The 13,174-nt window shown below is 56.0% G+C and carries 11 protein-coding genes and 2 pseudogenes; 7 read left to right on the top strand and 6 right to left on the bottom strand.

Annotated features, from left to right (window positions below):
• Nucleotides 1-43: 43 nt before the first annotated feature.
• Both CACC_RS10810 and CACC_RS10815 read right to left on the bottom strand, forming a co-directional pair.
• A pseudogene (locus tag CACC_RS10810) lies at nt 44-1,244 on the bottom strand (IS3 family transposase).
• Nucleotides 1,245-1,935: 691 nt separating this feature from the next.
• Entirely contained in the window at nt 1,936-3,762 is a 1,827-nt protein-coding gene (locus CACC_RS10815) for a phosphoenolpyruvate carboxykinase (GTP) (protein WP_005279757.1), read from the bottom strand.
• Between the two features lie 361 nt (nt 3,763-4,123).
• On the opposite strand from CACC_RS10815, the gene trmB reads away from it, so the two are divergent.
• From trmB to lipS1, 6 genes are all read left to right on the top strand, one after another.
• On the top strand, nt 4,124-4,900 hold the full coding sequence (trmB, locus tag CACC_RS10820) for a tRNA (guanosine(46)-N7)-methyltransferase TrmB (protein ID WP_005279755.1): 777 nt from the start codon (nt 4,124-4,126) through the stop codon (nt 4,898-4,900).
• Nucleotides 4,901-5,494: an NYN domain-containing protein gene (locus CACC_RS10825; RefSeq protein WP_005279754.1), complete on the top strand. Its 594-nt coding sequence runs from the start codon at nt 4,901-4,903 to the stop codon at nt 5,492-5,494.
• Nucleotides 5,495-5,508: 14 nt separating this feature from the next.
• Complete coding sequence (locus tag CACC_RS10830; RefSeq protein ID WP_005279753.1) at nt 5,509-7,662, top strand: MMPL family transporter; 2,154 nt, start codon at nt 5,509-5,511, stop codon at nt 7,660-7,662.
• Nucleotides 7,663-8,691 (top strand): lysylphosphatidylglycerol synthase transmembrane domain-containing protein, encoded by a 1,029-nt coding sequence (locus CACC_RS10835; RefSeq protein WP_005279752.1) that lies wholly within the window; start codon nt 7,663-7,665, stop codon nt 8,689-8,691.
• The gene (locus CACC_RS10840) at nt 8,688-9,026 is read left to right on the top strand and encodes a DUF3054 domain-containing protein (protein WP_005279751.1); all 339 of its coding nucleotides are present in this window, start codon (nt 8,688-8,690) and stop codon (nt 9,024-9,026) included. Before CACC_RS10835 ends, CACC_RS10840 begins: the two co-directional genes overlap by 4 nt.
• 231 nt (nt 9,027-9,257) lie before the next feature.
• Entirely contained in the window at nt 9,258-10,652 is a 1,395-nt protein-coding gene (gene lipS1 / locus CACC_RS10845; protein WP_005279750.1) for a triacylglycerol lipase LipS1, read from the top strand.
• A gap of 441 nt (nt 10,653-11,093) precedes the next feature.
• Here lipS1 and CACC_RS10850 read toward each other — a convergent pair whose 3' ends face one another.
• The 4 genes from CACC_RS10850 to CACC_RS10865 form a co-directional block, all read right to left on the bottom strand.
• Nucleotides 11,094-11,513: a hypothetical protein gene (locus tag CACC_RS10850; RefSeq protein WP_005279748.1), complete on the bottom strand. Its 420-nt coding sequence runs from the start codon at nt 11,511-11,513 to the stop codon at nt 11,094-11,096.
• 4 nt (nt 11,514-11,517) lie between these two features.
• Nucleotides 11,518-11,937, bottom strand: coding sequence for a hypothetical protein (locus CACC_RS10855; protein ID WP_023018120.1), 420 nt, complete (start codon nt 11,935-11,937; stop codon nt 11,518-11,520).
• A 12-nt stretch (nt 11,938-11,949) separates the two neighbouring features.
• Nucleotides 11,950-12,423, bottom strand: a complete 474-nt coding sequence (locus tag CACC_RS10860; RefSeq protein WP_005279744.1) for a hypothetical protein — start codon at nt 12,421-12,423, stop codon at nt 11,950-11,952.
• A 293-nt stretch (nt 12,424-12,716) separates the two neighbouring features.
• Nucleotides 12,717-12,974, bottom strand: coding sequence for a hypothetical protein (locus CACC_RS10865; RefSeq protein WP_167530832.1), 258 nt, complete (start codon nt 12,972-12,974; stop codon nt 12,717-12,719).
• Here CACC_RS10865 and CACC_RS10870 point away from each other — a divergent pair.
• Nucleotides 12,931-13,119 (top strand): annotated as a pseudogene (locus tag CACC_RS10870) (transposase); the annotation flags it as partial. The gene CACC_RS10865 and the pseudogene CACC_RS10870 overlap by 44 nt on opposite strands.
• Nucleotides 13,120-13,174: the final 55 nt, after the last annotated feature.

Consider the following 13,174-nt stretch of genomic DNA (forward strand, 5'->3'; position numbering starts at 1 on the left):
TGCGCGGGCCTGGCCCCCAGAAAGTGGACACGTCGGGGGTTAGTTATGCTGCTTGGGGCAGTTTAGCTGAATTAAGCGCTTCGAAGTCATCGGGGGCTAGAAGGTTGCACCAGGAGTGCCGCCTGCGCGTGTTGTAGCGCATGCACCACCGGAAGATTTCCTGGCGGCAGCTGATTGGACTTTCAAAGAGTTTCCTATCACGCAGTACTTCACGCTTTAAGGTGGCGTTAAAGGATTCTGCTAGGGCTTCTATCCGCACTCGTTCCCACTGCTCCCATGGATTGACGCACACCAAGCTGGGCGCAGTGGTCCCCAAACGCCTGTGAGGTGTACACACTGCCATGATCAGAATGGAAAGTTGCCCCTTTAAGGCTTCCGCGGACCTTTCTGGCATGAGACAAAGCCTCGATAACCAGCGATACCCGCAAGTGATCCGCGAGTGCATGACCGACAAGTTTGCGAGAGTAGACGTCGATGACCGTGGCAAGGTACATGTTCTTGCCACCCTTACACGGCAGGTAGGTGATGTCGCCTACATAGACGTGGTTTGGCCTGTCAGCGGTGAATCTCCGGCCTACTAGATCTGGCATGACTCTGTGGCCAGGCTTGCGCCTGGTAGTGACACATCGGCGCCGCTTGGTAAAGCCTTTGAAGTCCCATGGCTTTCATGATGCGTGCGACTTTCTTGTGATTGGCCGGGGTATACGCCGGGTCTTCCTTGAGGTTTGCAGCGATGCGTTTAGCACCGTAAAGCCCGTGCTCATCAGCGAAGATGGTTGTGATTCTTGCACCAATAAGACCGTCGGAATACATCTTTAACCTGCGCTGTTCACGGGTGTGGACCCATTTATAAAACGAGGAACGATTCAGCTTTAACACCTGGCACATCCGTGTGAGCCGAGTACTCGGTTCGGTGGTCATAGACACACTGGAAGCAGAACTCCCGTGAGTCTGCTTTAAGCAAAATATTTCGCAGCCTTGCGCAGGATATCGCGTTCTTCGCGCAGCTTAGAGACCTCTTTTTCCAACTGGCGGATGCGTCTCACGATTCATTCGCCGTTTGGGCTTTCTCATGCACAGCTTTTATGCGCGCACGCTTTCCGGTGCCGTACTTCTTGACCCATGAATGTAGCCGATGCACGGTTGATACCGAGCTGGGCTGATGCTGCGTTCAGCGAGAGGTCCTCATTGTTCTCATAGAGGGCCACAGCATCGCGTTTGAACTGTTCGGAGTACCTGGACATGGTGGTAGATTACCAATCTTGCCAGCCCGAATGGGCTGGATATCAGGTGTCCACCCAAAAGGGGTCAGGTCCCTCCGCGTCCACAAAGTCCCTAGACTCCTAGTCCAAAAAGTAGCTGGACTCCAAGTCCAAAAACCTCATGGACATAACACCTCAAAGCTAGACGGGCCCTAAAATACGATTTAATCTAGCGCTTCACCGCCCTACATTCCAAGAATTCGGTGTACACAGCACGATGCGGCTCAACTCGTTATCCCGATACGTTTTCCATTTCACTAGTTCTAAAAATTCGACAGCAATAGCGGCCAATAGGAAAATCGACATTGCCACTGCAACATATACGGTGAGAGAGTTTTAGAGCATTTTCCATTGCCTGAACCAGGTCCACCCCGGAAAGTGGACACGTCTTCGATTTTTAAAAGTCGTAGTAGACTAATAAGGGCCCCAACGAGTGCCAGCTCATTGTGACCCTCGGGTCTAAACACCCACATGAAGAATCGCGCTAACGAACTTCACGGTAGCGGTCACAAAGTTGAGGACTCCGCTCATCAAGTTAAGGATTGCAGCTCCTTTGGTGGCGAGGTCTTTTCCGTTGTAACTGGGGTATCGGTTTAACCCCAACAAAGATCTAACCCCAGAGCTTTACGCTGCTGGGGTTAGCTTTATGCGGGGATTACCGCGGCTGAACGCGTTAGGAAGCGGCGTCCTCCACGCGCTTCTTCAGGGCGCGGAATTGGTTCCACACTTCCTCGGGCACGCGGGAGCCCAAGAAGTTCAGGTACTCGGCGTTGTCTTGCATATCGCCTTCCCATTCCTTCGGGTCAACGGCAAGGGCGGCGCGAACGTCGTCGACATCGAAGTCAAGGCCTTCCAAGTCGATGTCCTCGGCGCGGGCGGTGCGTCCGACCACCGTGTCCTCGGCTTCCACGTTGCCTTCGATGCGGTCGATAATCCACTTAAGAACGCGGGAGTTCTCGCCAAAGCCCGGCCACAGGAAGCGGCCATCGTCGCCGCGGCGGAACCAGTTAACCAGGAAAACCTCTGGCATGCGGTCGCCGCCCTTTTTGCCCATGTCAATCCAGTGCTGCAGGTAGTCACCGGCGTTGTAACCCATGAACGGCAGCATAGCCATCGGGTCGTGGCGCAGCGCGCCAACTTCGCCCTCTGCGGCTGCAGTCTGGCCGGAAGACAGCAGTGCACCGATCATGGTGCCGTGGTTCCAGTCGAAAGACTGGGTCACCAGCGGAACCGTGGTCTTGCGGCGGCCGCCGAAGAGGATGGCATCAATCTTGACGCCCTTCCAGTCGTCGTATTCCGGCGCGGCGGTGGGGCACTGGGAAATCGGTACGCAGTAGCGGGAGTTCGGGTGGGCGGCCTTGGTGGACGATGCTGGTGTCCAGTCCTCACCGGTCCAGGAGATGAGGTGGTCTGGTGCCTCCTCGGTCATGTCCTCCCACCAGACATCGCCGTCATCGGTAAGCGCAACGTTGGTGAACAAGGTATTGCCCGGCTTCATGGTATCCATGGCAATCGGGTTGGAATCGTAGTTGGTGCCAGGGGCAACGCCGAAGAAACCGTTTTCCGGGTTCACGGCATAAAGGCCGTCCTCGCGCAGGTGCAGCCAGGCGATGTCATCGCCCACGACCTCAGCCTTCCAGCCAGGAATGGTGGGGGTGATCATGGCCAGGTTGGTCTTACCGCACTGGGATGGGAATGCGGCGGCGACGTGGTAGTTCTTGCCCTCTGGGTTCGTCAGCTTCAGGATGAGCATGTGCTCAGCCATCCAGCCTTCTTCCTTGGCCATGACGGACGCGATGCGCAGCGCGTAGCACTTCTTAGCCAAGATAGCGTTGCCGCCGTAGCCGGAACCGTAGGACCAAATCTCCTTGGTCTCTGGGAACTGGGTGATGTACTTATTGTCGTTGCACGGCCAAGCAACGTCCTCTTCGCCTGGCTGTAGCGGGGCGCCGACGGAGTGGAGGGCGTGGACGAAATCGCCGTCCGTACCAATCTTGTCCAGCGCCTCTGCGCCCATGCGGGTCATGATGCGCATGGACAAGACCACATAAGCGGAATCGGTCAGCTGCACGCCGAGCTTGGGCTCTGGATCGCTGATCGGGCCCATGCAGAAAGGAACGACGTACATGGTCCGGCCCTTCATGGATCCACGGAAGGCCTCCGTCATTTCTTCCTTCATGGCCTTTGGCGGCGCCCAGTTATTGGTTGGGCCCGCGTCTTCTTCCTTCGAGGTGCAGATGAAGGTGCGGGATTCCACGCGGGCAACGTCCGCAGGGTTGGACCGCGCCAAGTAGGAATTCGGGCGCTTTTCCTCATTGAGCTTGATGAGGGTGCCTTTTTCTACTAGCTCCGCGGCGAGGCGGTCAGCCTCTTCCTGCGAGCCATCCACAAAAGCCACCTCGTCCGGCTGGAAAAGCTCAACGCTTTCATTAATCCAGTCGATCAGTTTTTGATTGTCTGTAGGCAGCTCTCCAACGAGGCCCTGAATGGTGGCGGTCATTAAAAATTCTCCTCTGGATAGGATGTGAAAATCGGGGCACATCACGGCCCAACTTTGCCTTCCGCCTCCAGATTAACCGGCAGAGCCAAAATATTGTTCACATTAAGTGTCATTTTTCCCACTCCGGTTATATCCACCGCCGTGAGCGGACGTTTACCAAGCGCACCACGAACAATTGTGATATTAGGCGTGATATCCTCCACACCATTTCGGGGGTAGACAAGTTGCCCGTTCGCCCGTTCCGCGCCACAAGACACCACCCCCGTCAAAGCCTCCGGTTATCCCCCTCCCCCATACGGCGGGGAAAATACCCGGCGCGGCATATTGCTTGCCATGCCTGGACAGGGAAAAATAGGGCGCGATGAATAGCACGGATAATTCTCAAAACACCCCTGCCGGAGAAATGCCGCCGGGTCGCCCGCCGCAAACGGACTTCAATGCGGTCTTTAATAATGACCTGGACTACCCGCGCCTGGGCAATGTCACCTTCCGCCGCGGCACGCTCACAGATAACCAGCACCAGCTTTTTGAGCAGCGCTGGCCCGAGCTGGGCCGCGTCTTAAGCGATGAGCTTATCGATGTCGATGAGTGGTTCGGCCGCACCGGCGCCAAGACCATCGTGGAAATCGGCTCCGGCACCGGCACCTCCACCGCGGCCATGGCGCCGCTGGAGCAGGATACCAATATCATCGCGGTGGAGCTCTATAAGCCCGGTTTGGCCAAGCTCATGGGGCAGGTGGAGCGCGAGGGCATCGATAATATCCGCATGATCCGTGGCGATGGCGTGGAGGTCATGGTGCGCATGATCGCCCCCGAATCCCTGGACGGCATCCGCGTCTTTTTCCCGGACCCCTGGCCCAAGGCGCGCCACCACAAGCGCCGCATCATCCAATCCGGCACGCTCAACCTCTTTGCCTCCCGGTTAAAGAAGGGCGGCGTGCTGCACGTTGCGACCGACCACGCCGGCTATGCCGAATGGATAGATGAGCTCGTGCACGTCGAGCCCAACCTGGAGTACAAGGGCTGGCCGTGGCCGGATTGCCCGCAATTGGTGGATCGCCAGATCATCACCAAGTTTGAGGGCAAGGGCCTAAATAAAGAACACATCATTACTGAATACCTGTGGGAGAAGAAGTAAATGAGCACCTATCTACTGGTGTGGGACGCACCCAATATGGATATGGGGCTCGGCTCCCTGCTCGGCGGGCGCCCCACCGCGGCACATCGCCCGCGTTTTGATGCCATCGGCCGGTGGCTGGTCTACCGCGCGGTGGATGTCGATGCCGATCCGCAGGCCGCGGTCTTTACCAATGTCTCCCCCGGCGGTGCCGATGTGATTCGCCCATGGGTAGAGGCCATCCGCAATGTGGGCTTTGGAGTCTTTGCCAAGCCGAAGATCCACGAAGATGATGACGTGGATCCGGATATGATCGACCACATTGAAAAACTGCGCGATGATCTCGCCGGCGTCGTGGTGGCCTCTGCCGATGGCCAGAACTTTCAGCCCTTGTTAGAAGAGCTCATTGATGAGGGCCTTCCCGTTACCGTCCTGGGTTTCCACGAACACGCCTCCTGGGCCGTGGGCCACCCCGAGATCGACTTTGTTGACTTAGAAGATATTGACGGCGTCTTCCGCGAGCCGCTGCCGCGCGTCAACCTGGATAACCTGCCTGAAGGTGGTGCATGGCTCCAGCCATTCCGCCCGCTGGCTGCGCTACTGAATAATAGCTAGGAGGCTTACCCCACATGTTTGAAAAATGGGGACGATTTTCCTACGCGCACCGCAAGGTCATTCCCATCGTCATCCTCAGTGCCATCCTTGCCCTCTTCGTAGGCTTTGGAACCCAGCTCGAGGAACGCATGAGCCAGGAGGGCTGGGAGGACCCGAATGCGGCATCGACAAGCGCGGCGCAAATCGAACAAGAAACGTTCGGCCGCGATAATTCCGGCGACGTGATTTTGCTCTTTAGCTCGCCCGATAAGAACTTCGATGCCGCCAAGGAGCACTTGGCGCAGCTCAAAGAGGATTACCCGGATCAGATTGACTCTGTCACCAGTTATTTCGATAGCAAGAACCCCAACCTGGTCAATGATGATCACTCGCTGGCCTTTGCCGCTATTGGGCTCAAGGGCGATGATGAACAAACCCTGAAGGATTTCCGCGCCATCGAGGGCGCGCTGACGGATACCTCCGCGCCGGTCAAGGTTGCCGGCGCCACGGCCGTGGCGGACGCCCTCGATGAAGGCATGGCAGAAGATATTGCGCGCGCGGAAAAGGCCGCGCTCCCGCTCGTTGGCCTGCTGCTTCTGGTGGTCTTTGGTTCCGTGGTGGCGGCGTTCATGCCGCTTATTGTCGGTGGCCTATCCATCCTGGGCTCGCTGGGTATTTTGGCCGTCCTGGCCGGTTTCCTGCAGGTCAACGTCTTTGCCCAGGCAGTGGTCACGCTGCTGGGGCTGGGCCTGGCCATCGATTACGGCCTATTTATGGTCTCCCGCTTCCGCGAGGAACTGGACAAGGGAAGCTCCACCAAGGATGCCGTGTCCACCACCACCGCCACCGCCGGGCAGACCGTCGTCTTTTCCGCGGCGATGGTCGCCGTCGCGCTCTCCGGGCTCTTCCTCTTCCCCCAGGCCTTCTTGAAGTCCGTTGCCTATGGCTCGATTTCCGCCGTCGGCCTGGCGGCCCTGCTGTCCGTCACCGTCTTGCCGGCCCTGTTTGGCATGCTCGGGCCCAAGATCGATCTGTGGTCGGTGCGCCGCACCTCCCGCACGGCCCGCACCATTCAGGACACCTGGTGGTACAAGCTGCCGCGCTGGGCCATGCGCCGCGCCAAAGGCCTGACCCTGGCCATCTGCGGCCTCCTCATCGCGCTCGCACTGCCGATCATGAGCATCACCTTCGGCGGCATCAACGAGACCTACCTGCCGCCCAACCACGACACCCGCGTGGCGCAGGATACCTTCAACGACGAGTTCCCCGCCTTCCGCACCGAGCCGGTCAAGCTCGTGGTGGAAAATGCCACCAACGAGCAGCTTGTCGATGTCGTCATGCAAGTCCGCGGCCTCGACGGCCTTACCGAGCCCATGGGGCCATCGACCGCCACCATGGACGGAACCACGGTCCTTTCGGCCGGCATTAAGGACCGCGAAGACTACGCACGGATCGTCCACGAGCTCGAGGATGTTAAAGCGCCCGAGGGCGTCAACCTGTATGTCGGCGGCACGCCAGCCATGGAGGTGGAATCGCTCGATGCACTCTTCCACAAGCTGCCGTGGATGGCGCTGTACGTCGTCCTCGCCACCTTCATCCTCATGGCATTAGTCTTTGGCTCTTTCGTGCTGCCAATTAAGGCCATTGTCATGACGCTTCTGACCCTGGGTGCCACCCTGGGCATCCTGACGCTCATGTTCGTCATCGGCGTGGGCTCTGGCGCGCTGAACTTCTCGCCCGGCCCGCTCATGAGCCCCATTCTGGTGCTCATCATCGCCATCATCTATGGCCTGTCCACCGACTACGAGGTCTTTTTGGTCTCCCGCATGGTGGAGGCCCGGCGGCGCGGCGATTCCACGGACGAGGCCATCGCTGCAGGCACCGCGCATACCGGCGGCATCATCACGGCTGCGGCCCTGATCATGATCGTGGTGGCGGGGGCGTTCGGCTTCTCCGATATCGTGATGATGAAATACATCGCGTACGGCATGATTTTTGCGCTGCTTATCGATGCCACAATTGTCCGCATGCTCCTCGTCCCCGCCGTTATGCACCTACTGCGCGAAGATAACTGGTGGGCGCCTAGCTGGCTGCATCACATGACCACTAGGCTTTCTGGTGGTTCCACCCGCCGTGGGAAGACCATTCCCTTCAGTGAATTAAAGCGGCGCCTTGAAGGAGATAAATAATTGAAAAATTGGCTGCAAGTTATCGCCTCGCTCATAGTCCTGGCCATCCTCATCTATGTCTTCCGCGATGAGCTGGACTTTTTGAGCGAAGGCTTCTCACGGCTCTCCCACGCCGAACCGGGGCCGGTAACCCTCGTGGTCGTTGCCTCTATTATTTCCGTCGTGGCGATGGGCGAGGTCATGCGCCTGCTCATCCGCGCCGGTGGGGTGGAGGTTGAGGCCACGGAAACCGCCGCCCTTACCTTTGCATCCAATTCCTGGTCCACCACCATGCCCGCCGGCCCCGCCTTTTCTGCCATTTTGACCTTCCACGTGCAGCGCACCTGGGGCGCCTCGGTGGTCCTGTGCGGTTGGTTCTTCGTGCTGTCATCGGCCATTTCCACCTTGTGGCTGGTGCTTATTGGGCTTGGCGGCGTGCTCTTCCTTAACGCCGATATGGCCCTGTGGTCCCTCATCGGCACGTTGGCGGTAATGCTGGCGCTCTCCGGCGGGCTCTTCTGGCTAAGCAACAACCCCGAAACGCTGGAGCGCTGGGTAAAAAAGCAGCGGCTGGTAAAAGGCTCGAAGCGCGAAGCCCTGCTCGAGCACGTGGAAAGCCTCAAGGAAGTGCACCTCACCCGCCGGCAATTCGCCTGGGCATCGTTCTACTCCTTGGCCAACCGGTTAATCGACATGGTCGCGCTCTGGGGCTGCGTATGGGCCGTAACCGGCCAGATGCCCACGACCGATTCGGCCGATAACACCACCACCATCGCCGGCGTCGCGCTGGCTTATCTCACTGCCAAGCTGGCCGGCTCCGCTCAAGTCACCCCGGCGGGTCTCGGCACAGTGGAAGCAGCGATAATCGCCACGCTCGTGGCCACGGGCATGACCGCGGTCGATGCCACCAGCACGGCGATCATCTACCGCCTTATCTCTTTTGCCTTCATCACCGCTATTGGCTGGGTCATTTATTTCTGGCACTATGCCCGCAAGGGCATTACCTACGCCGCGCTATCCCGTAAAGAAAAAGAAAAGGAAACCGTATGACTTCCACGCGTATTGCTCCACTCATTGACATCATCGCCTTGATGATTTTTGCCATCGCCGCTCGCCTCGCTCACGGCGGTTTGAGCTTTTCCGGCTGGGTCGATGCCTTCTGGCCCTGGGCGGTAGGCGCGCTCATCGGCTGGGCCATCATCCTCGCCACAAAGGTCCAGGGCAAGTGGAAAGAGGGCGTCGTAGTCTGGCTATCCGCCATCATCGGCGGAATGGCCCTGTGGATCATGGTCAATGGCCGCCTGCCGCATTGGAGCTTCCTCATCGTGGCGACCGTGATGTCCGCCCTGTTCTTCTTTGGCTGGCGGCTATTTGCCCGCAAGTAGCAGATCGTAAAAAGCGACTTACCCTAGAACGCGCATCAGTCAAATCAATTCAGCAAATTTTTGACTTCAAGCCGTCAACCCTACCCCTTATGGGGGTAATCAGCTCGAAATAGCAGTTACAACTAATAGTACGGGAAAAGCTTTTAGTGAATAATTGCCCGTATCCGAGTACAGAACTTCAAAATCGGATACCACTCAATTATCCCCACAAGAAGTTGAAAGGTTCCCGTAGTGAAAGCTGCAACACGTAATTATCTAGCGCTTGTGGCTTCAGGGGTTCTCATGACTGCCGCTTCCCCTGTCGCCGGCGCTATCGATTCCGCCGAATCGGCTCCACCAGTTGAAGAGCATTCAGAACTTCCAGAATCCGCTTTTATTGACGAGGCACTTAAAGGCTCAGGATCCGCTGAAGATTCACAAGAGGCGAAATCAATGGCCGAAGAAGCCTCCAAACTCCCTCCCCTTTCATCAGGGCTCTTGGGCCCAGGTGACCATATCGGAGATCAATACACCGCTTTCTACCACGATCCAGTAGAACTCGACTCCTCGGAGCCTGGACAGCTCTTCCGATCAGAATCTGTGCGCAACCCCAAAAATCCACTTGGCATCAGCAACGTCGGCCCCTATAAGGCAGACCGCATACTCTATTCTTCCACCAACCGTTCTGGAGAAAAGATCCAAGTAAGCGGGATGGTCATTGAGCCCAAGGCCGAGTGGGACGGAGAAGGACCACGCCCTGTCGTAGCATTTGCGCCGGGAACCCAAGGTTTAGCGGACCGCTGTGCCGCCTCCCGTAAAATTGCAGACGGGGTTGGAGACTACGAGCAGTTCTATTTCCATCAGTACCTTAAGAAGGGCTATGCTGTAGTACTCACCGACTACGAGGGCCTTGGCACCCCTGGCATGCACACGTACATGGATCGCGCATCCCAAGGCCATACAGTCCTCGACAGTATTCGAGCTGCGCAGCAACTAGAAGGCTGGGACATTAACGAAACCAACCCAGTATTTATCAATGGCTACTCCCAAGGCGGTGGAGCTGCTGCCGCTGCTGCCGAGCTATATGATGACTATGCTCCGGAGCTCAACATCAAGCTTGCGACTATCGGTGCTGCGCCAACAGACCTTACGCTGTTGCCTTCTACCCTCGACGGCTCCTTGTATTTCCTCTTCGAGTCGTATGCCCTTCTAGGGCTAAGCAACTCCTATGGCGAGGATCTGTACTCGCATCTCAATGACCGGGGCGCAAGAAAGCTACAGGATGCGACGAATACTTGTACTATGGGGCTCCTTAAGACCGCCGGCACTACCGTTGAGCGGATCAGCAACGATGGCAGAACCGTGCAAGACTTCATTGACAGTGAGCCTTTCAAATCGATGCTGGCAGAGCAGCATATTGGCTACGCTGCTCCCGGGATTCCAGTCGTCATTACGCATGGCCGCGGTGATGACGTGATTCCGTACTCTACTGCTGAACAGCTCGTAAATGAATGGACTGAGCGCGGCGCCGATGTCACTTTCATCCCAAATAACGCCCACACTCACCCGACCGGCACTATTCCGCACATCATCGAATCAGTAAAAGCTATTGACGATGCGCTACAGCACGAGGAGGGAAGCCAGTAAATACTGCTCCCTTACGCCATGAAAAGGCTCCGATGGGGTTGCCCGTTAAGTGAAAAAGCTTTCCTTTCCGATCTCGTGGGGTAACCATGAAATAGTTGAACTCGGTCTTTCTTCTCTAGCATGAAACTAGGCGCACTAGCGGCCATAGGTCGCGATCAGGGGCGTGAACACCTGTGAGCAGATAGCAGGGCGCTTTTGTCCGGCAATGCGCCGGCGCATTCGCGTATCAGTATGAGCAACAGAACGCGCTCAAAACGTTAGGGCGTGCACATGCAAACGAGCACTAGGACGTGGCAATCACACGGGGCAAGGAGGTCGCGGGCGCGACTTCCGCGGCAGCACCAAACCTATAACTACTCGTAGTGGATTAATCGTCGCATCCTGTTTTCAAAAACTCATCGCACTTGTTTGCTCACACCGAGAGTTTCATTGGCTAGCGACCTACTGTGGATGCTCTTCGCTATAGCGCAGCAAGGTTTCCGCAACAATCTGGGCTCCAAGTAAAGCTTCGTCACGCAGCTGTGCTTCGGAGTACTCAACGCCTTTGATGATTCGATGCTCAGCGTGGATAACACTCGCAGTCTGCTGGTCTGCACGGAAAACAACCGGCCACAGCGCACGATTATTAAAGTCGCTGATCCAATTAAGATCCGCTGCTTCGGACTGACGAGCCTGGATCATCCCACCAATACCAATGTTCGTGTCCTGATCAACGATGTAGACAGGAACCCCATTGACCTGAGTCAGCAATCCACCAGTCGACAGCTGCGAGCAGCTAAGCCCCTGAGTAGAAAGTGCCTCCCCAATAGATTCGACGGATGCTTCACGCAATGCTGGCTGCTTCTTTCCAAACAATCCCATGGTCTTACTCCGCCCCTTCAAAAAGTTCTTCGATCGTTCCCAGCGCATCGAACCCAACCTGCAGGCTAGCGTCGATTAGCGCATCCAGCTGAAATTGGGACACGCCTTGGGTGAAGTTGAAGTGATTGCGGAATACAATCGTCCGGCGTCCCTCGATGAGGTTAGGAACCACTTTGCCGAAAGCCAGGTTGTCATTCGTCGCATTAATAGCGTTCATTGCCACCAGCTTCTTATCCGACGGGATTGCTCCAAAAGACTCAATGCGAACAGTGAAATACTCACCCTCGGGAACGAAGATGGCAACACCTTGCGGAAATTGGGAGCCCCACTCGCCGTTTTCCTCTCCCGCAGAAATCTGCAACGTATTCAGTGACTTGACGAGCATGGGAGTAGAGAAAGTGGTGATGTCTTTATATGAACTCATTTTGCTCCTACTTTACAAGAGGTTCTCTAAAGGGAGATCCTTATTGATCCAGATTCTTTCCTTAGCACGCTCATTTAAGTCCTCATAGTAGCTTAAGAAATCTCCGATGGACTGCGCTTTTGCATCTGTAGCTTCTTTTGCTCCAGCCCATACAATTTTGTCCGGTTCGGAAAAATCTGCTTTAAGGATCGGATAGTCGCCGGCTAATGTATCGAAAACAATCGAATCAGCGATTTCGTCGTATAAATAAGGTGACCATGTATAGCGTTGGTAGCCTGCCTCATATCCTACGATTGCCGTCTGTTTTAGGGCTTTAACACGGAGGATAAGGGCGATCTCGAAATGAGAAGGACATTGCACTATGAATAATGGAGCTATATCTGTCTTGTTTTTATAGCTGTTTTCTTCAGCTATCCATTTGTTTAGTGCCACCGACAGCTTTATTGCTAATCGGCCAATATCGATTTGTTCGATATCTATCCACATAGATCTTCCATTCCGCACTTCAGAATTTGGGCCTGACCCCGGAAAGTAAACGCATTGTTCTCTTAGACGGCCACACCATCGCGTGTGAACTGTTCCCAGTACGTAGCATGGTCGTAGATTACAATTGTGCCAGCCCGACCGGGCCAGGTATCAGGTAGCCACCAAACAGAGTTCATCTCCGAGGGCAGGAGAGCCCGGAATCCACGCCAAACAACGCAGAAATAAACGATGCCAAAGCGTTACGCCAGTTTGACGACAAGGCTTAGCGTCCGGCAGACGATTTTACTCGCCGGTTATTCCTGATGCCTGTTTTTGATGCGATTGACCAGTACTGCTCCAACTATGGTGAGCAGTATGAGGATGAGAAACCCGAGGATCGACTTGTTTGCGATGCCGACATAACCTGAAATTGCCAGCCCAAATAGTGCAACGACAATCGCATTAGGAGATATTTTATGCCTGTTCATTAGGCCTCCTTCACACTTGATCGTTAAATGGGCCTGACCACCGACAAAACGACTGAATCCGGAAATCCGGCGGCGTACCGACATTGTAGGGCTCTTCCTTAGCCGCAGGTCTGTGATCCGCGCGGTCGGCTCTATTCTAGCCGAACAACATGATGATTGGATCCAGCAAAAGCGCTACATGTCTGTCCTCGATTCAGAAAGAACAGATACACCACTTCTACGGACTTGACCATCCCCGCCACAAACAGAGTATCGAGGATGATTTTTACTCATCCTTTCATCGT

It is taken from the genome of Corynebacterium accolens, from assembly GCF_023520795.1.
Taxonomy (GTDB): domain Bacteria; phylum Actinomycetota; class Actinomycetes; order Mycobacteriales; family Mycobacteriaceae; genus Corynebacterium; species Corynebacterium accolens.

Excerpts from the sequence above, each read along its gene's own strand:
- CACC_RS10815 (WP_005279757.1), bottom strand. The coding sequence starts at position 3,762 with ATGACCGCCACCATTCAGGGCCTCGTTGGAGAGCTGCCTACAGACAAT.
- trmB (WP_005279755.1), top strand. The coding sequence starts at position 4,124 with ATGAATAGCACGGATAATTCTCAAAACACCCCTGCCGGAGAAATGCCG.
- CACC_RS10825 (WP_005279754.1), top strand. The coding sequence starts at position 4,901 with ATGAGCACCTATCTACTGGTGTGGGACGCACCCAATATGGATATGGGG.
- CACC_RS10830 (WP_005279753.1), top strand. The coding sequence starts at position 5,509 with ATGTTTGAAAAATGGGGACGATTTTCCTACGCGCACCGCAAGGTCATT.
- CACC_RS10840 (WP_005279751.1), top strand. The coding sequence starts at position 8,688 with ATGACTTCCACGCGTATTGCTCCACTCATTGACATCATCGCCTTGATG.
- CACC_RS10850 (WP_005279748.1), bottom strand. The coding sequence starts at position 11,513 with ATGGGATTGTTTGGAAAGAAGCAGCCAGCATTGCGTGAAGCATCCGTC.
- CACC_RS10855 (WP_023018120.1), bottom strand. The coding sequence starts at position 11,937 with ATGAGTTCATATAAAGACATCACCACTTTCTCTACTCCCATGCTCGTC.
- CACC_RS10860 (WP_005279744.1), bottom strand. The coding sequence starts at position 12,423 with ATGTGGATAGATATCGAACAAATCGATATTGGCCGATTAGCAATAAAG.
- CACC_RS10865 (WP_167530832.1), bottom strand. The coding sequence starts at position 12,974 with ATGTCGGTACGCCGCCGGATTTCCGGATTCAGTCGTTTTGTCGGTGGT.